The 16,435-nt window shown below is 71.1% G+C and carries 20 protein-coding genes and 2 tRNA genes; 8 read left to right on the forward strand and 14 right to left on the reverse strand.

From position 1 onward, the window contains the following. Positions 1-8: 8 nt before the first annotated feature. The 7 genes from HCN51_RS53055 to pstS form a co-directional block, all read right to left on the reverse strand. On the reverse strand, positions 9-1,088 hold the full coding sequence (locus HCN51_RS53055; RefSeq protein ID WP_168021357.1) for a glycosyltransferase family 2 protein: 1,080 nt from the start codon (positions 1,086-1,088) through the stop codon (positions 9-11). 188 nt (positions 1,089-1,276) lie between these two features. Then, positions 1,277-1,705, reverse strand: a complete 429-nt coding sequence (locus HCN51_RS53060; RefSeq protein ID WP_168021359.1) for a MaoC family dehydratase — start codon at positions 1,703-1,705, stop codon at positions 1,277-1,279. Position 1,706: 1 nt separating this feature from the next. Next, positions 1,707-2,156 carry a MaoC family dehydratase N-terminal domain-containing protein gene (locus HCN51_RS53065; protein WP_168021361.1) on the reverse strand — a complete coding sequence of 150 codons (450 nt, stop codon included), beginning with the start codon at positions 2,154-2,156 and terminating at the stop codon, positions 1,707-1,709. A 293-nt stretch (positions 2,157-2,449) separates the two neighbouring features. After that, on the reverse strand, positions 2,450-2,614 hold the full coding sequence (rpmG, locus tag HCN51_RS53070; RefSeq protein ID WP_019632658.1) for a 50S ribosomal protein L33: 165 nt from the start codon (positions 2,612-2,614) through the stop codon (positions 2,450-2,452). Between the two features lie 71 nt (positions 2,615-2,685). Beyond that, positions 2,686-2,759 (reverse strand) — tRNA-Met (locus tag HCN51_RS53075). A gap of 378 nt (positions 2,760-3,137) precedes the next feature. After that, positions 3,138-3,560 carry a hypothetical protein gene (locus tag HCN51_RS53080; RefSeq protein ID WP_168021363.1) on the reverse strand — a complete coding sequence of 141 codons (423 nt, stop codon included), beginning with the start codon at positions 3,558-3,560 and terminating at the stop codon, positions 3,138-3,140. A gap of 76 nt (positions 3,561-3,636) precedes the next feature. Beyond that, positions 3,637-4,707 carry a phosphate ABC transporter substrate-binding protein PstS gene (gene pstS, locus HCN51_RS53085; RefSeq protein ID WP_168021365.1) on the reverse strand — a complete coding sequence of 357 codons (1,071 nt, stop codon included), beginning with the start codon at positions 4,705-4,707 and terminating at the stop codon, positions 3,637-3,639. A gap of 122 nt (positions 4,708-4,829) precedes the next feature. On the opposite strand from pstS, the gene HCN51_RS53090 reads away from it, so the two are divergent. After that, entirely contained in the window at positions 4,830-5,054 is a 225-nt protein-coding gene (locus HCN51_RS53090; protein ID WP_168021367.1) for a hypothetical protein, read from the forward strand. Positions 5,055-5,079: 25 nt separating this feature from the next. On the opposite strand, the gene HCN51_RS53095 is transcribed toward HCN51_RS53090, so the two are convergent. From HCN51_RS53095 to HCN51_RS53110, 4 genes are all read right to left on the reverse strand, one after another. Continuing rightward, positions 5,080-5,152 (reverse strand) — tRNA-Thr (locus HCN51_RS53095). A 39-nt stretch (positions 5,153-5,191) separates the two neighbouring features. After that, positions 5,192-5,422: a transposase gene (locus tag HCN51_RS53100; RefSeq protein WP_168021370.1), complete on the reverse strand. Its 231-nt coding sequence runs from the start codon at positions 5,420-5,422 to the stop codon at positions 5,192-5,194. A gap of 106 nt (positions 5,423-5,528) precedes the next feature. Beyond that, positions 5,529-6,032: a C40 family peptidase gene (locus HCN51_RS53105; RefSeq protein ID WP_346434140.1), complete on the reverse strand. Its 504-nt coding sequence runs from the start codon at positions 6,030-6,032 to the stop codon at positions 5,529-5,531. A 68-nt stretch (positions 6,033-6,100) separates the two neighbouring features. Beyond that, positions 6,101-7,105, reverse strand: coding sequence for a lysozyme (locus tag HCN51_RS53110; protein ID WP_346434139.1), 1,005 nt, complete (start codon positions 7,103-7,105; stop codon positions 6,101-6,103). Positions 7,106-7,490: 385 nt separating this feature from the next. Here HCN51_RS53110 and HCN51_RS53115 point away from each other — a divergent pair, with 385 nt between their 5' ends. Genes HCN51_RS53115 through HCN51_RS53130 form a run of 4 tightly spaced genes read left to right on the forward strand, consistent with a single transcriptional unit; the run spans position 7,491 to position 10,238 of the window. Next, positions 7,491-8,432, forward strand: coding sequence for an ATP-binding cassette domain-containing protein (locus tag HCN51_RS53115; RefSeq protein WP_168021381.1), 942 nt, complete (start codon positions 7,491-7,493; stop codon positions 8,430-8,432). Further along, on the forward strand, positions 8,413-9,156 hold the full coding sequence (locus HCN51_RS53120; protein WP_168021390.1) for an ABC transporter permease: 744 nt from the start codon (positions 8,413-8,415) through the stop codon (positions 9,154-9,156). The genes HCN51_RS53115 and HCN51_RS53120 overlap by 20 nt, the downstream gene beginning before the upstream one ends. Positions 9,157-9,199: 43 nt before the next feature. After that, positions 9,200-9,703, forward strand: a complete 504-nt coding sequence (locus HCN51_RS53125; protein WP_206068965.1) for an NUDIX domain-containing protein — start codon at positions 9,200-9,202, stop codon at positions 9,701-9,703. A 7-nt stretch (positions 9,704-9,710) separates the two neighbouring features. Next, positions 9,711-10,238 carry a DinB family protein gene (locus HCN51_RS53130; protein ID WP_168021391.1) on the forward strand — a complete coding sequence of 176 codons (528 nt, stop codon included), beginning with the start codon at positions 9,711-9,713 and terminating at the stop codon, positions 10,236-10,238. A 1-nt stretch (position 10,239) separates the two neighbouring features. Here HCN51_RS53130 and HCN51_RS61950 read toward each other — a convergent pair whose 3' ends face one another. Next, positions 10,240-10,374: a hypothetical protein gene (locus tag HCN51_RS61950; RefSeq protein WP_277350302.1), complete on the reverse strand. Its 135-nt coding sequence runs from the start codon at positions 10,372-10,374 to the stop codon at positions 10,240-10,242. A gap of 345 nt (positions 10,375-10,719) precedes the next feature. Next, on the reverse strand, positions 10,720-11,115 hold the full coding sequence (locus HCN51_RS53140) for a hypothetical protein (protein WP_168021320.1): 396 nt from the start codon (positions 11,113-11,115) through the stop codon (positions 10,720-10,722). Positions 11,116-11,275: 160 nt separating this feature from the next. On the opposite strand from HCN51_RS53140, the gene helR reads away from it, so the two are divergent. After that, positions 11,276-13,429, forward strand: a complete 2,154-nt coding sequence (gene helR / locus HCN51_RS53145) for an RNA polymerase recycling motor ATPase HelR (protein ID WP_206068966.1) — start codon at positions 11,276-11,278, stop codon at positions 13,427-13,429. An 11-nt stretch (positions 13,430-13,440) separates the two neighbouring features. Next, positions 13,441-14,217 carry a class I SAM-dependent methyltransferase gene (locus HCN51_RS53150; RefSeq protein WP_168021393.1) on the forward strand — a complete coding sequence of 259 codons (777 nt, stop codon included), beginning with the start codon at positions 13,441-13,443 and terminating at the stop codon, positions 14,215-14,217. Here HCN51_RS53150 and HCN51_RS53155 read toward each other — a convergent pair. Further along, positions 14,208-15,242, reverse strand: a complete 1,035-nt coding sequence (locus tag HCN51_RS53155; protein WP_168021395.1) for a methyltransferase — start codon at positions 15,240-15,242, stop codon at positions 14,208-14,210. The genes HCN51_RS53150 and HCN51_RS53155 overlap by 10 nt on opposite strands. A 193-nt stretch (positions 15,243-15,435) precedes the next feature. Between HCN51_RS53155 and HCN51_RS53160 the strand changes: the two genes are divergently transcribed. Further along, positions 15,436-16,435, forward strand: a 1,000-nt coding sequence (locus tag HCN51_RS53160) for a glycosyltransferase (protein WP_168021397.1), incomplete at its 3' end; no start/stop codon positions are given.

The raw sequence follows: 16,435 nt of genomic DNA on the forward strand, positions 1-16,435 counted from the left end.
CAACTAGCTTAGGAGGCACTCAGCATGCGCAGCACCCCGTCGTAGTTGCGGCGGGACTCGCGGTCCAGGTAGCCGTCCGGCACGTCGTGCCGGCCCAGCGACTCCACCGGCGGCGTGTCGTCCGGCACGACCAGGTCGCCGCGCAGCGCCAGCGAGAGCTCCAGATCGGCGTACGCGCCGTAGCAGGCGTCCTCCGGCAGCGCGGCGAGCGCCTGCGCCCTGCGCACCGCGATCACCCCGCCGGTCAGCGCCCGCACCCGCCCAGGGCCGGCCTCCCGCCACTCGGGCCCCGCGCCGCCCGGCCCCTCCCGCCAGTCCGGCACGATGCCGATGCTCGTGCGCGCCACCGAGCCGTCCGACGGCTCCACGCCCCGCCAGCCCGCCGCGACCGCGCCCTCCACGACCTCCGCGACCAGCGGCGTCAGCGCGTCGCCCCGCAGCACCATGTTCGTGTCCATCAGCACGTGCACCTCGGACTCGTCCAGCCGCAGCAGCTTCGCCCTGCCCTCGCCCCACGTCGCCGTGCCGCCCCGCCAGTGCGGCTCCTCCGCCACGTGCCAGGCGGCGATCCGCTCCGGATACCGCCCGGCCAGCTCGCGCAGCACGTCACCGGCGCCGTCCACGTTGCCGAGGTCGATCGCCAGCACGCGGGCGTTCGTGTGCGCCACGATCGACTCCAGGCACGCGCGGACGTCCTCCGGCCAGCCGTCCACCAGCAGGCCCACGCCGACCGTGACGTCCTTGGTCTCCACGCGCTGCCGCTCGGTGTTCACGCCCATGTCGTCGAGCCGGTTGGTGGCCAGCGTGCCATCCCAGACGCGCTGGGCGTGCAGCATGCTGTCATCCGGGTTGCCGTGCTGGCCGGGGTCGCCGGAGAAGCCCAGCTCGGCGGCCGGGTTCATGCGGGCGTGCTCGCCCGAGGTGCGCCGGGACCCGGCCGTACCGACTCCTGGCGCTCCCCCACCACCCTTGCTCACGGAAGTGCCCGTGGAGGCACCGCCCGCGGTGTCCCGTCCGGTGCCCGTGCCGCCCGCCACTCCCCCCGGCCGGGCGGGCCGCAGGTGGGCGGGCGGCTTGGCGTCGGTCACCGCGGAGACGGGGATGGATCGAATCGTCGGCCAGACCTGTCGCGCAGCATCATTCATACGAACACGCGCTACCCGCGAGCCGCCCGCCTTATCACGAGCCGCCTTATCACCAGAGCCGCATCACTCGGCTTCAGGAGAGCCGTGTCAGGACAGGCGTGTCGGGAGAGGCGTGTCGGGAGAGAGAGGTGTCAGGAGAGCTGCACCACGGCCCGCGCCTTGGACAGCACCTTCGCATCGCCCGCCTTGGCGGTGAGCCCGACGACCACCCGCTTGTCCTCCAGCTTCTCCTCCACCACCCCGCTCACCGAGATCGTCGCCCCGCGATCGTCGTCGGGCACGACCACCATCGACGAGAACCGCACCCCGAAGTCCACCACCGCCCCCGGATCCCCCACCCAGTCGGTGACGAACCGCCCGGCCTGCGCCATCGTGAACATCCCGTGCGCGATCACGTCGGGCAGCCCGACCATCTTGGCGAACCGCTCGTTCCAGTGGATCTGGTTGAAGTCCCCGGACGCGCCCGCGTACATCACCAGGTTCACCCGGCGCACGTTGTACTCCGCGGCGGGCAGTTCCTGCCCGACCTCGACCTCGTCGTACCTCACGGCTGCGCTCATCTCAGGCGGCCCCTCCACGCTCGACGATCGTGTTGTACGTCACGCACACCGGCTCGCCCTGCACCGTCCGCACGTCGCTCCTGACGGTCAGCACCTCGTTGCGCCCGGCGGTGCGGATGTCGGTGATGGTGGAGGTCATGACCAGCTCGTCGCCGGCGTGGACGGGCCGCACGTACTCGAACCGCTGCTCGCCGTGGACCACCATGGCGAGGTTCAGCCCCAGGTCGGGGTCCACCAGCGCCTCGCCGCCGCTCTGCAGGCTGAACACGATGGGGAACGTGGGCGGCGCGATCACGTCCGGGTACCCGGCCGCCTGGGCGGCCTCCTTGTCGCGGTAGAGCGGGTTGTTGTCGCCGATCGCCGCCGCGAACTCCTTGATCTTCACCCTGCTGACCTCGTACGGGGCACTCGGCGGATAGGTCCTGCCCACGAAGTCACGATTCAAGGCCATCGCTGCTCCCTCGCATGTCTCCGTTCCGGCACTGATGGGCCAGACGCTAACAGAACAAGGTTCGGCTGTCGCCGGTGATGGCCTGCTTTTTGCCTGCACCCGAGCGGAACCCGCACGGGACCTGCCGGGGCTCCGCACGGAACCCGCACGGGACCTGCCGGGGCTCCGCACGGGACCTGCCAGGGCTTCGCAAACCCCCACAAACACGACAAACCGGCGCCCTGCTAGGGGACGCCGGCTGTGCGGTATGTCAATGTCAGGAGGAGGGCAGAAGCCCGCCCTACCCGCAGGCCCTATCGGGTCTCGCGGTGCGCGCGGTGGCAGCGGCAGTTGGGGCAGTACTTCTTCAGCTCAAGCCGATCCGGGTCGTTGCGCCGGTTCTTCCGCGTGATGTAGTTGCGGTGCTTGCACTCCTGGCAGGCCAGCGTGATCTTCGGCCTAACGTCGGTGGCAGCCACTTGGGAGTGCCTTTCTACGTTCGGGACATGGACACGCCCGTACCCAGGTCTGGCGACCTGGGCTGGGGCAGTAGCGGAGGCCGGACTTGAACCGGCGACACAACGATTATGAGCCGTTTGCTCTGCCTGACTGAGCTACTCCGCCTTTGAGCCGGAAAGGCCCGGCCCGTAGAGAATACCCGACGCGGCGAGCAGATTCGTAACTCACCCGGTCGGGCGGGGTGCTCCCAGTATGCCTCAGGAACCCCCGACAATCGAAATCCACGACGACAGCCCCACCTGCCGCCCCGCCACGAGGATGATCCAGGCGAGGGAACGCCCAGCGTAGCAGCGCCCACCACCCCTCGCGACCCCATCCACCACCCCTCACAGCCCCGCCCCCACCACCCCGCCCCTCAGCCTGAACCGGTCTCGCGTCCTGGGACGGCGGCTTCCGGGTTCGAGCCGGGCGCCATGACCGCTTCGACGTGATCGCACGGCGAGGAAGCCCGCGGATCGGTCTGCTCAGGCCCACCCGACATCGTCACCGGTGGTCGCCGGCTTCCGTTCCTACGATGGGCAGATCCCTGCATGCCGCGAGGAATCTCTCCAGATACCAGCCCAGGTCGACGAACTCCGGCATGTGCGCGAAAGTGCGGTACTCCAGCAGAGGGATCAGGGAGACCGACGTTCTTTCCTGGTGGAACAGCACGTTCGCGAAGATCTCCCCGTCGGGCAGCCTCGTGGTCATACCTACGGCCGCCCCGGCCTCGTAGGAGGTGCGCATGTCACGCTTCGCCGCGGCCAGGCCAGCCAGCGGCTGGATCTTCCAGTCGTAGTCGGTCATGTACCAGATGGCGTCTTCTTCGCGGAGCAACTTCCACCCCATGCGGACGAGCCGATCGAGGACTTCCTCGAAGTCGATGTCGTGCTCGAACTCCAAGGCGATGGCGACGTCACGGCTCATATCTCCTCTTACCAGAGAGGTGGAAGAGGCTGACCTCCTGCACCCGCTCCCGATGCCGGCTTTCCTGCGAATCGGCTCAGGTCGTGGCGCCGAGGCGGGTACGGACCTGGGCCAGCAGCCTGTCGGGGAGTGGGGCGTAGCCGTACAGGGACAGGTAGGACTGACCGGCGTCGCTGGCGGCGTATCCGAGGAAGGCCAGGGCCGGGGGGTCGGTGCCGCGGGAGCAGATGATCTCGTAGGTGACGAGGACGAGAGGGTAGGCGCCGGGTTTCTCGGTGGCGTAGTCGATGTGCACCACCAGGTCGTTCGTGCGGCCGGCGCTCCGGGCTCCCTGGAGTGCTTCGCTGGCGTTCATCGGGGTCAGGGCGGCGAAGTGGCCGGAGGCGTTGCGGAGTTTGGCGACCTTCAGGCGGGCGCTGCTGGCGAAGCCGTACTCCACGTACCCGATCGAGTCCTGGCTGTGCTCCACGGCCTGGGTCATGCCGCTGGAGCCCGTCACCCCCTTCCCGGCGCCGTTCCACCTCCTGGACGGCTCGTGGGGCCAGTGGCCGCTCGTTCGGAGGTAGGACAGGAAGTTGTGGGTGGTGCCGGAGTCGTCCGCGCGGTGGAAGGCGCGGATCTCGGTGTGGGGCAGGCGGCTGCCGCGGTTGTCGGCGGCGATCCGCGCGTCGTCCCACCGGGTGATGCGGCCGCTGAAGATGCCGGTCAGCGTGGCGGGTGACAGCTTCAGGTCCGGTACGGACGGCAGGTTGTACGCCAGCGCGACAGGGCCGATCACCATGGGCAGGTGGACGGCCCGGCCGCCGCAGCGCCGGTCGGCCAGCGCCTGCTCCTGCGCGTTCATCGGGACGTCGGAGCCGGCGAACGCGCTGCGTCCCGTGATGAAGTCCGCGATCCCGGCCCCCGAGCCGTTGGCCTCGTAGCTCACGCGCAGCCCCGGGTGCATGCGCTCGAACTCGGCGCGCCAGGCGTCCATCGCCCCCTTCTGGGCCGTCGAGCCGGAGCCGCGGGTCGTGTCGGTGACCGGCCGGGTGTGCGGTTCGTCCTCGGTGCCGAGCAGCAGGATCCCGCTCACCAGGGCGACGCCGACCGCCACGGCGAAGGCGACGACCACGGCCGCCACAGCGATCCACGTTGACCTTGCCATTTCCCTCAGGCTATGGACCTGCGGGGATGCCGCCCGTCAGCCACATCTCAAATCTCCGGCTTGAACGGCACAAGCCACGCCAAACCCGACCACTACGCTCCTGCCAGGAGACGGAGGGGATCATGAACGTGCACAAGCTCGTGGCCTGGGCGTTGGGGGGCGTGGCGGTCTGGGTCGTGATGGTGCTGGTGGCGTTCGTGATCCGGTGGGACGTGGTCGCCGCCCTGGAGGCCGGCACCGCCACCGCGGCCTCGCTCGGCGTCGCGGCGCTCGTCCAGTGGTGGCGGCAGCGCCGGAAGAAGGAGCCGCGCGAGGAGAGGAGGAAAGCGAAACGCCCGACCCCGTGAACTTCCGGGTCGGGCGTGAGATGCGAGCCCCCAAACGGAATCGAACCGTTGACCTTCTCCTTACCATGGAGACGCTCTGCCGACTGAGCTATAGGGGCCTGTCCGGCGCTGCGGACAGGTGTAACCATACACGGCACTCAGCGATGATGCGAACTCGATCGGGCCGTCGCCGGCGGCTCGGCCCGGCGGCGCGCGGGCAGCTCGATGACCTCGCAGAGATCGGCCAGGTCAACGTGCCTGGCGACCTCCGCGACGGAGGTGCAGTCAGCGACCAGCCATCCGTCTTTGCGCACCCGGAGCACCTGCCGCCCCGCGCGCACCGCGCCGACGACCTCGTAACCGTCGAGCCCGACCCATCGCCTGTCCATAGCGACACACGTTAGCCGTGGGGTCTCTCATTTTTGGCCCCGTCACAGGCGTTCCAGGTATACCGATTCGGTACAGGTCCCTCATCAGCACCGGCAGAACCTGGCATCAGTACCGGTAGAACCCGGCGAAGTCCTTCTTGCGGCCGATGTCGTCGACGCGCACCACGGCTCCGGTCTCGGGGGCGTTCATCATCTTGCCGCCGCCGAGGTAGATGCCGACGTGGTGGGTCTTGACCGTCCTTTTCGTGATCTTCCCGAAGAAGACCAGGTCTCCGGGGCGGGGCGAGGAGACGCGGCGCATCCTGCGGACGTGGTCGTCGGTGTTGCCGGGCCCCAGCACGTCCTCGCCGTGCGCGAGGGCGTACACCCAGCGGGCGAACCCCGAGCAGTCGAGCCCGCGCGTCCGGGCCGCCGGGCAGGGCTTGATCCGCCCCTGGTAGCCCCTGCACGTGCCCTTGGACGGCCCGGGGGAGGCGCCGTGGCCGCCGCCCCACGAGTACACGATGCCGCGCTGCTCGATCTCGTACGCGATCCGCACGATCAGCGGCGGCAGGGACAGCCCGAGCGGCACGGAGGCGGTGGCGGTCAGCAGGAGCAGCACCGCTGCCACGGCCAACCGCCGCCTCATTCACGCCCCCCAGAAGCCCTACGACAAAAGCTCTTGGGAAATATCCTGCCTCATCGTGACTTAAGCGTGAGTTTCACCGAACCGACGGTCACGTACATCCCGACCGTGCCCGTCGATTTCCTGGGCTTCGTGGTGAACGTGAACGTCTTCTTCTGCCCGCGCGGCAGCTCCGCGACCGTGCAGCGCACCGCCGTGCCGCTGACGTCGCACCCGGGCGCCCGCACCACGTTCTGACCGCCGAACGCCCGCCCCGACAGCTTGATGTCCTTGACCGGGTGCGGCCCCGTGTTCCTGATCGTGACGGTGTACGTCTTCCTGTTCCTGGCCTGGCCGGACACCGTCACCGAGGCGGGCGGGTTGGCCAGCGTGGCGAGCTGCGACTCCGAGCCGTTGAACGTGTTCCCGCCCCCGACCAGCGGCCCCTTGTCGGCCGACTGCCAGAACGTGTGCTTCTTCCAGCCCTTCGGCAGCTCCCCCGGATCGCTGCCCCAGCGGGCCAGCCACAGGGGGTTGGACTTGAACTTGGCGGAATTCCCCGTGCAGGTCTGCCACCAGCTCGTGGTGGTGTAGATGATCGCGTGCCGGCCGGTCGACTCGTAGTACTTCTTCGTGAAGTCCTTGAGCCAGGTCACCATGTCCTCGGGCGACAGGTCGTAACAGTTGTTCTTGCCGTTCGTGTCCTTGTACGGATTGTCCTCCATATCGACGACACCCGGCAGCGTACGGCCGTCGCTCACCCAGTTACCGCCGTGCTGCAGGAAATAGTCGGCCTGGGTCGCGCCATCGGTTTCGTGCGGTTGCGCGAAGTGATAGGCGCCGCGGATCAGCCCGGCCGCGGCGGCGCCGTCATACTGGGCGCTGAAACGCGGATTGGTGTAGTCGGCCCCCTCCGTGGCCTGCACGAACGCGAATTTCCCGCCCCCGGCGACAACGCTCGCCCAGTCGATGTCGCCCGTCCAGTTGCTGACGTCCACACCGGGCACCCCGTCGGCCGCGTGCGCGACGCCCGTCATGCCGACCGTGGCGATTGCCGCGAATAACAAGAGACGTTTCACGCCGGAGATCCTGGCGGAGCCGTACAGAATTCCGCAAGTCCAGAAATATCAATTTCCCGCGTCATTGAGAGCCGGCGCACGGGGCCGACCCCCAGGAGCGGTCACCACGCGCACCCCCTTGTGATGACGGGTCGGCCCGGCGCGTGCCCCGGTGCGCGGGACGCCCGTCGAAAATCATCCCCGCGAGGGGAGAAACCGCACTTCGGAGCCCCGAAATTCGGTACGTCAGCGACCCCGCTCCTGACGGTGTTTCCGCAGGTCAGAGCCGTTTATGAACATCACATTCGCGTTTGCCAGACCCCTCCGAACGTGCGCAAACTGGATCCGATTCCTTGAAAGCGCCCCCGACCAGGGGTTTCTTCGCCATGCCCGGAGGAGGGCGACCATGATCCACGCCCGTGGACTGACCCGAGTGTTCAAAGTGAAGAAGGAGAGTGTCCAGGCTGTCCGCGGCATCGACCTCGACGTGGAGGCCGGCCAGCTCGTCGCGTTCCTGGGGCCGAACGGCGCGGGCAAGTCCACCACTTTGCGCATGCTCACCACGCTCCTGCCGCCCACCTCGGGCACCGCCACGGTGGCCGGCCACGACGTGGCCCGCGATCCCGCCGGGGTGCGGGCCCGCATCGGGTACGTGGGACAGCGCAACAGCGCGGGCGAGGAGTTCCTCGTCCGCGACGAGCTGGTCACCCAGGGCCGCTGCTACGGCCTGCGCCCGCGGGAGGCCGCGGCCCGCGCGGACGAGCTGCTCGACCTGCTCGACCTGGCGCCGCTGGCCAGGCGACTGCCCGGCACCCTGTCGGGCGGGCAGCGCCGCCGCCTCGACATCGCCCTGGGTCTCATCCACCGCCCCGACCTGCTGTTCCTCGACGAGCCCTCGACCGGGCTCGACCCGAAGAGCCGCGCGGAGGTCTGGGAGCACATCCTGCGCCTGCGCGAGGCGTACGGGACGACGCTGTTCCTGACCACCCACTACCTGGAGGAGGCCGACAGCATGGCCGAGCGGGTGGTGATCATCGACGGCGGCCGGATCATCGCGGACGGCACCGCCGAGCAGCTCAAGAACGACCTGGCCGGCGACCACATCGTCATCACCACCGCCACCGAGCAGGAGGCGGAGACGGCCGTTCGGCTCGGTGGCGGCGTTCGGGAGGGCGTCACCGTGCGGCTGCGGGTGGCGCACGCCACCGCCGCGCTCCCCGGGCACCTGCGCACGCTCGACGCCGCCGGCGTCAAGGTCGTCACCGCCGAGACCATCCGCCCGACCCTCGACGACGTGTTCCTCACCCTGACCGGAAGAAGCCTCACCGATGACGACATTCCTGCGTGACACCACCACCGTCTTCTCCCGCGAGATCAGGCCCAGCCTGCGCAACCCGGCCGGGCTGCTGTTCGACATGGGGCAGCCGCTGCTGTTCCTGTTCCTGTTCGGGTCGCTGCTGGACGGGGCGGTCGGCTCGTCCTGGCAGTGGTTCGTGCCGGGAATCCTGGTCATGATGTGCCTGACCGGGCCGATGAGCGCCGGTTACACGCTGCTGGTCGAGCTGATCGGCGGCGCGATGGAGCGGCTGATGGTCACGCCGCTGAACCGTACGGCGATGCTGGTCGGCAAGAGCGTGAAGGCCATGCTGACGTTGCTCGTGCAGGCGGTGCTGATCATCGTGCTGGCCCTGCCGTTGGGCTTCGAGCTGCACCTGGCGGGCGTGCTGGGGGCGCTGGCGCAGCTCGTGGTGTTCAGCGTGGGGCTGGGGGCGCTCTCGTTCGTGCTGGCGATCAGGTCGGCGCCGGGCGGCACCCTGTTCTACGTCGTCAGCCAGTCGATCATGTTCCCGCTGCTGCTGCTCTCGGGGGTGCTGCTCCCGCTGGAGACCGCGCCCGGCTGGTTGCGGGCGCTCGGCCAGGTCAACCCGGTCACCTACATCGTGGACGCCCAGCGCGCCCTGTTCGCCGGCGACCTGGCCAACCCCTCGGTCCTGTACGGCACCGCCGCCGCCTGCGCCGTCGCCGCGATCGGCCTCTATCTCGGCAACCGCGCGATGCGCCGGGGCGTCTGACCCCGTTTTGACATCCGTTTCCCGTCGCCACCACAGTGAGCGGGTGACTGTTGTGGTGGCGACGCGGACGGTGCCCTGGATCCCGGTGGCGCACCGCCTCGACGTGATCCTCTCCGACACCCTGCCGCCGGTCGAGCGCACCACGTCGGCGTTCGCGTTCGTCTCCGACACCGCCGGCCGGACGCTGATGACCTGCGTCGACCGCGAGGGCCGCGGCTGGGACATCCCGGGCGGCCACGTGGAGCCGGGCGAGGGCCTGGCCGAGGCGGCGGCCAGGGAGCTGCACGAGGAGACGGGCCTGCGCCTGCCGCCCGCGGCCCTGTCGATCTTCGCCTGGCAGCGCATCGAGCTGCTGGAGCCGCCGCCGGCCGGCTACCGCTACCCGGCGCTGACGTACATGGCGATGTTCCGGGCGGCCGTGCCGGGGGCGGGCACGCCGACGCGGCCGCCCGCGGGCTCGGAGAGCACGCACGCGGGCTGGCTCTCGCGTGCGGAGATCGTACGCCTCTGCCCGCAGCGCACCTGGCTGACGCTGTTGCCCGCATGATGGAGGCATGATCTGGCGATCGCCGGAGATCACCCGGCTCAACCCCCACCTGACCGTGCCGGCCGCCGACGAGCGGGCCATCGCCGACGCCTGGCTCGACCACCACCGCGAGACCCTGCTCTGGAAGTGCGGCGGCCTCACCGCCGCCCAGCTGAAGTCGCGCCACATCGAGCCGTCGCACCTGTCGCTGCTCGGGCTGCTGCGCCACATGGCCGAGGTGGAGCGCGACTGGTTCCGCACGCGGTTCGCCGGCGAACGGGTGCCGTACCTGTTCTGCACCGACGACGACCTGAACGCCGAGTTCGACGTGGACGGGGCGGACGCGGCGGCGGACCACGCGACCTACCTGGCCGAGCTCGACGCCGTCCGCCGCGCCCTGGCGGGCCGCTCGCTCGACGAGACGTTCACCGACCCGAGGCGCGGCATCACCATGTCGCTGCGCTGGGTCCACATGCTCATGGTCCAGGAGTACGCCCGCCACAACGGCCACGCCGACCTGCTCCGCGAGCGCCTCGACGGGGCCACGGGTCACTGAGTCACCACGTCACCGGCAGCTCGTACACGCCGTAGATGAGGCCGTCCTCCTTGAACGGGATCTCCTCCAGACCGACGGCGGCCCGCAGCGTGGGAATGCGGCGGTAGAGCGTCCCGAGGACGACCTGGAGCTCCATGCGGGCGAGCTGCTGGCCCAGGCACTGGTGGACGGGTCGCCACCCGCCGCAGCCCCTGATGGGTGATCGTCAGGTAACGCAGCAGCTCCTCCACGGCCGAGACGGTCAGCTCGGCGTCGCCCGCACGCAGCGCGGCGAGCTGGCCGGGGTGCTCCAGCAGGGCGAGCGTGCCGAGCGCGATCATGTTCGTGGTGGTCTCGTGGCCGGCCAGCAGGATGAGCACGCCCATCTGCATGGCCTCCGCCTCGGCCAGCTCACCGGCCGCGACCCGCTGGGCCAGCTCCGACAGCAGGTCGGATCACAGCACCTCGGGGGACGGCACCCGGACCAGCCCGGTCACCTCGATCACAGCACCTCGGGGGACGGCACCCGCACCAGCCCCGTCACCTCGGTCAGCGCCCGCCTGGCCAGGTTGCGGATCTCGGCCCAGTCGGGGTCGGTGGCCAGCCCCGCAGCGGTCCACTTGTCGGCGTTGGCCTGCCCGCCCATCCTGCCGAGCAGGCCGTCGATCTGCCGCAGGCACTCGTGCAGGGCCGGTGACAGCAGCCCGGGGGCCTGCTCGTCCACGTTCGGCACCAGCCCGTTGGCCCAGTCGAAGTCGAGCGCCAGCTCGTCCTCGCACCAGCCGTGCCGCCGGCACCACGCGACCTGCTCGTCGGCGGTCGCGGCCAGCATCACCAGAGTCTCCACCAGGCGCAGCACCTGCACCAGCACGGCCGGCTCTTCTTGGTCGGAAGCCATGGGCCGGACCCCCGGGACGAGGTCGCGATGAAAGCGTCACGATGAAATGCGGAGGTCACACCTCCCGCCACTCTCAACGTATAGCGCAACGGGGGGCTTGCGGCAAGACCCCGGTCGTGCCGCACAATCGACAGCCGCGAGCCATCCCAGATCGGAGCCTATGACTGTGAACCCGGCCACCACCAGCGCCTTCGACCTTCCCGCGCACCTCGCCCCCAAGGCCGACCCGGCGCTGATCGCCCGCGACGAGCAGCACTTCGCGGCCATCGCGCGGAGCCTGGAGCAGGCGATCGCCGAGCTGTCGGAGCGCCTCGACGCCGAGCGCAAGGCGCCCGGCGGCAAGGGCCGGCAGGCTCTGGACCGGGACCTGGAGATCCACCGCCTGACCGGCCGCCTGCGCGCGCTGCGCCGCTTCGGCCTCGACCTCTGCCTCGGCCACATGGTCGCCGCGGACGACCCCGAGCCCGTCTACATCGGCCGCCTCGGCCTCACCGACAGCGACGGCCGCCGGCTCCTGCTCGACTGGCGTTCCCCGGCCGCCGAGCCGTTCTTCGGCGCCACCCACGGCAACCCGATGGGCCTGGCCAGCCGCCGCAGGTACCGCTGGACCCGGGGCCGGATCAGTGACTACTGGGACGAGGTGTTCACCCCGGACGGCATCGAGGGGCGCGCCGCGCTCGACGACCAGTCCGCCTTCATCGCCAGCCTGGGCAGCAGCCGCTCGCCCCGGATGCGCGACGTCCTGGCCACGATCCAGGCCGACCAGGACGCCATCATCCGCGCGGGCTCGCGCGGCGCCCTCGTCGTGGACGGCGGCCCCGGCACGGGCAAGACCGTCGTCGCCCTGCACCGCTCCGCCTACCTCCTCTACTCCGACCCTCGCCTCGGTCACCGCAAGGGCGGCGTGCTGTTCGTCGGGCCGCACCAGCCGTACCTGGCGTACGTGGCCGACGTCCTGCCCAGCCTCGGGGAGGAGGGCGTGCAGACCTGCACGCTGCGGGACCTCGTCGCCGAGGGGGCCACGGCGGTGGCCGAGACGGACCCGGAGGTGGCGCGGCTGAAGGCGTCCGCGGAGCTGATCAAGGCGATCGAGCCGGCCGTGAAGTTCTACGAGAACCCGCCCGCCAAGGGCATGACCGTCACCACCCACTGGTCCGACATCTGGCTGAGCGCCGACGACTGGGCCGAGGCGTTCGCCGCGCCCGACCCCGGCACCCCGCACAACGAGGCCCGCGACCAGATCTGGGAGGAGCTGCTCACCATCCTCGCCGACAAGCACGACGACGAGGACGTCTCGCCCGAGCTGCTGCGCACGTCGCTCGTGCGCAACCGGGAGCTGCTCACCGCCTTCAACCGCGCCTGGCCGCTGATCGAGGCCGCCGACCTGGTCGGTGACCTGTGGTCCGTGCCCGCGTACCTGCGGATGTGCGCGCCCTGGCTGAGCGCCGACGAGATCCGGCGGCTGCAGCGCGCCGACGCCCAGGCGTGGACGACGTCCGACCTGCCCCTTCTGGACGCGGCCCGGCAGCGGCTCGGCGACCCGGAGGAGTCGCGGCGGCGCCGCCGCCAGGAGGCCGTCCTCGCCGCCGAACGCGAGCGCATGTCGCACGTCGTCGACAACCTGCTGGAGGCCGACGACGACGGCGAGGGCCTGGTGACGATGCTGCGCGGCGAGGACCTGCGCAACAGCCTCGTGGACGAGAGCGTCGTGCCCGCCGCCGACCCCGACCGGCTGGCCGGACCGTTCGCGCACATCGTCGTGGACGAGGCCCAGGAGCTCACCGACGCGGAGTGGCAGATGCTGCTGCTGCGCTGCCCGTCCGGGAGCTTCACCATCGTCGGGGACCGGGCGCAGGCCAGGCACGGGTTCACGGAGTCGTGGGAGGAACGGCTCAAGCGGGTCGGACTCGACCGGATCACCCTCGCCTCGCTCGGCGTCAACTACCGCACGCCGGAAGAGATCATGACGGAGGCGGAGCCGGTCATCCGGGCCGCCCTCCCGGACGCCAACGTGCCCACGTCGATCCGCAGCACGGGCGTGCCGGTCGTCCACGGCTCGGCCTCGGAGCTGGGCTCGATCCTCGACGCCTGGCTGGCCGAGCACGCCGACGGCACCGCGTGCGTCATCGGCGATCCGGCGTTCGCGGAACGGCCGCGCGTACGGTCGCTGACGCCCGAGCTGTCGAAGGGGCTGGAGTTCGACCTGGTCGTCCTCGTCGATCCCGACTCCTTCGGCGAGGGCATCGAGGGGGCCGTCGACCGGTACGTCGCGATGACGCGCGCGACGCAGCGGCTCGTCATCCTCACGAGCTGACGGGGCCGGGAATGACCGCTTCGTACTTCGACGGCCGGGCCGGCCGGTACGCGGGCGCGGACTGGCACGTCCGCTACGCCGAACGCCTGGTGGAGCTGGCCGCGCTGCCGCCGGGCGGGCACGTGCTCGACGCCGCCACCGGCACGGGCTTCGCCGCCGTGGCCGCCGCCCGCGCGGTCGGCCCGGCCGGGCGCGTGGTCGGGGTGGACGTCTCGGCGGGCATGCTGGCCCAGGCCGGACGGCTCGGCGCGGGCCTGCCGAACGTCACCTACGAGCAGGGCGACGTGCTCCGGCTCGACCGCTTCGACGAGGGCACGTTCGACGCGGTGATCTGCTCGGCGGGGATGCTGTACCTGCCGGTCGAGGACGCGCTGGCCGCCTGGCACCGGGTGTTGAAGCCGGGCGGGCTCGTCGGCTTCTCGGCCATGCGGGCCGGCTTCCCGGTCATGGCCCGGCTGTTCCGCGCCCGCGCGGCCGAGCTCGGCCTCGACCTGCGTGACCCGATGGAGGCCCTCGGCGACGAGCGGCGCTGCGCGGCGGCGCTGACCCGGGCCGGCTTCACCTCCGTGCGCACGGTACTCGGAGAAGTCGTCCTACCGCGTTCCGGCGAGGAGGACGAGGAGCAGGTGTGGCGCATCTACAGCCGCAGCCCGCACTACCCCGAGGTCGGGACGCTCGGCTCCGAGGACCTGTCGGTCCTGCGGGCGCGGTTCCTCGGCGACGTGCGGCGGCTCGACGGGGAGATCTCCTCGCGGGCGCCGGTCGTCTACGCCTTCGGTCACAGGTGAGCGCATTCGAGCACGATGTGCCCGAGCGGCGTGTGACGCACGCCGGCCAGCCCGAGCCCGGCTTCGTCGGCGATGGCGCGGTAGTCGTCGACGGTGCGCTCGCGGCCGCCGGTGAGCACGAGCATCCGCAAGTTCATCTCGGCCAGCCCGGCCGGGTCGGAGCCGAGGCCGCTGTCGGTCTCGATCACGACGACCTTCCCGTGCGGCCCGGCCGCCTCCGCGCAGCGGCGCAGGATCCGTACGGCGTCGTCGTCGCCCCAGTCGTGCAGCACCCGCTTGAGCACGTACACCTCGCCCCCGGCGGGCAGCGGCTCGAAGAAGCTCTGGCCGGCGAACGCGCACCGCCCGTCCAGCCCGCGCCCGGCCAGGTAGCGCCGGCCGCGCTCCACCGTGTCCGGCAGGTCCACGAGCGTGGCCCGCAGGCCGGGGTGGGCGCGCAGGATCTCCGAGAGCAGCACGCCGGTGCCGCCGCCGACGTCCACGACGTGCCGCACGCCCGACCAGTCGTACGCCTCGGCCGCGTCGGCCACGTAGTCGTCGCCCGAGGCCATCATGGCGTCGAACGACGCGCTGACCTGCGGCTCTGCGGCCAGATAGTCCCAGTACGGGGCGCCGAAGACCGCCTCCCACGCGGGCTTGCCGGTGCGGACGGTGTGCAGCAGGCCGGTGAACGCCAGGTCCATCCGCCCGCCGAACCCGTCCAGGTCGAGCCGCTGCCGTAGCTGCGCCGGATGGTCGGAGGCCAGCAGTGCGGCGGGCTCGTTGACGGCGAACGTGCCCGGCTCCGGCTCGGTGAAGATCCCCCGGCAGACGAGGAGCCGCAGCAGCCGGCCCAGCGCGTCGGGATCGGTGCCGGACCTGCGGGCCAGCTCCTCGACGGGCACGGCGGGCTCGCCGTCCATCAGGTCGGTCAGCCGCAGCGACGCCGCGACGCGTACCGCCATGGGGGTGACCAGGTCCGTCACGGGCCCCAGCACCTGCCAGGCGCGCGCCCACTGCGAGGTGTTGTCCTGCTCGCCGCTCATGGCCGCGCCCCCTGCCTCCTACGGGATCAAGGCTTGCTCGGCAGGAAGCTACCACGCGGTCTCAGCTGCAGAAAGGGGACGTAGCACTCCTTTCCCCTCTCAACGTATAGCGGACCCGGGGGCTTGCGGCAAGGCCCCTGGCATCCGGCAGAATCGCCGGCCTAGGCCGAAGACCTGCAGAAATGAGAACGTCGTGCGAGTGTTGCTGTCCACCCGTGGGTCCCGCGGCGACGTCGAGCCCATGGCGGCGCTGGCCGTCCAGCTGCTCGGCCTCGGAGCCGAGGTGCGGGTGTGCGCGCCGCCCGACGAGGAGTTCGCCGCGGTGCTGGCGCGGGCAGGCGTGCCGCTGGTGCCCGTCGGCCCGACGGCACGGTCCATGGTGAAGGGGCCGAAGCGGTTCAGGAGCGCGGACATGGCGCAGCGGGTGGCCGACATGGTCGCCGAGACCTACGACGCGGTCACCGCGGCCGCCTCGGAGGGCTGCGACGTGGTGGTGGCCACCGGCATGTTCCCCGCCGTGGCGGGCGCGCGGGCGGCGGCCGAGAAGCTGGGCACGCGTTACGTCTACACGTGCTTCCAGCCGACCATGCTGCCGTCGCCGCACCACCCGCCGTTCGAGTACCCGAGCCACCCGCACCCCGCCGGCGTGACCGACAACCGGGTGCTGTGGGACCTCGACGCCCAGCACATGAACGCCCTGTTCGGCGGCCCGGTCAACGCCCACAGAGCGTCGGCGGGTCTGCCGCCGGTGGACAATGTCCGCGACCACCTGCTCACCGACCGCCCCTGGCTGGCCACGGACCCGCTCCTCAGCCCGTGGGTGCTGCCCGCCGGCCTCGACGTCGTCCAGACCGGCGCGTGGATCCTGCCCGACGAGCGCCCGCTGCCCGCCGACCTGGAGGCGTTCCTGGACGCGGGCACGCCGCCCGTGTACGTCGGCTTCGGCAGCATGCCCATGGCGGCGGCCGAGGACGTCGCCCGCGTGGCCGTCGAAGCGGTCCGCGCCCAGGGGCACCGCGTCCTGCTCGCCCGGGGCTGGGCCGACCTGTCCCTCGTCGACGACGCCGCCGACTGCCTCGCCGTCGGCGAGGTCAACCAGCAGGCACTGTTCCGCCGGGTCGCCGCCGTGGTGCACCACGGGGGCGCGGGCACCATGACCACCGCCGCCCGCGCGGGCGCGCCGCAGGTGGTGG

This window comes from Nonomuraea composti (assembly GCF_012034275.1).
GTDB classification, from domain to species: Bacteria; Actinomycetota; Actinomycetes; order Streptosporangiales; family Streptosporangiaceae; genus Nonomuraea; species Nonomuraea composti.

Bases quoted from the DNA above. Each gene is read 5' to 3' on its own strand.
- HCN51_RS53060 (WP_168021359.1), bottom strand. From the start codon at position 1,705: ATGAGCGCAGCCGTGAGGTACGACGAGGTCGAGGTCGGGCAGGAACTG.
- HCN51_RS53140 (WP_168021320.1), bottom strand. From the start codon at position 11,115: ATGGCTTCCGACCAAGAAGAGCCGGCCGTGCTGGTGCAGGTGCTGCGC.
- HCN51_RS53130 (WP_168021391.1), top strand. From the start codon at position 9,711: ATGATCTGGCGATCGCCGGAGATCACCCGGCTCAACCCCCACCTGACC.
- helR (WP_206068966.1), top strand. From the start codon at position 11,276: ATGACTGTGAACCCGGCCACCACCAGCGCCTTCGACCTTCCCGCGCAC.
- HCN51_RS53090 (WP_168021367.1), top strand. From the start codon at position 4,830: ATGAACGTGCACAAGCTCGTGGCCTGGGCGTTGGGGGGCGTGGCGGTC.
- HCN51_RS53155 (WP_168021395.1), bottom strand. From the start codon at position 15,242: ATGAGCGGCGAGCAGGACAACACCTCGCAGTGGGCGCGCGCCTGGCAG.
- pstS (WP_168021365.1), bottom strand. From the start codon at position 4,707: ATGGCAAGGTCAACGTGGATCGCTGTGGCGGCCGTGGTCGTCGCCTTC.
- HCN51_RS53120 (WP_168021390.1), top strand. From the start codon at position 8,413: ATGACGACATTCCTGCGTGACACCACCACCGTCTTCTCCCGCGAGATC.
- HCN51_RS53080 (WP_168021363.1), bottom strand. From the start codon at position 3,560: ATGAGCCGTGACGTCGCCATCGCCTTGGAGTTCGAGCACGACATCGAC.
- HCN51_RS53150 (WP_168021393.1), top strand. From the start codon at position 13,441: ATGACCGCTTCGTACTTCGACGGCCGGGCCGGCCGGTACGCGGGCGCG.
- HCN51_RS53065 (WP_168021361.1), bottom strand. From the start codon at position 2,156: ATGGCCTTGAATCGTGACTTCGTGGGCAGGACCTATCCGCCGAGTGCC.
- HCN51_RS61950 (WP_277350302.1), bottom strand. From the start codon at position 10,374: ATGGAGCTCCAGGTCGTCCTCGGGACGCTCTACCGCCGCATTCCCACG.
- HCN51_RS53115 (WP_168021381.1), top strand. From the start codon at position 7,491: ATGATCCACGCCCGTGGACTGACCCGAGTGTTCAAAGTGAAGAAGGAG.
- HCN51_RS53100 (WP_168021370.1), bottom strand. From the start codon at position 5,422: ATGGACAGGCGATGGGTCGGGCTCGACGGTTACGAGGTCGTCGGCGCG.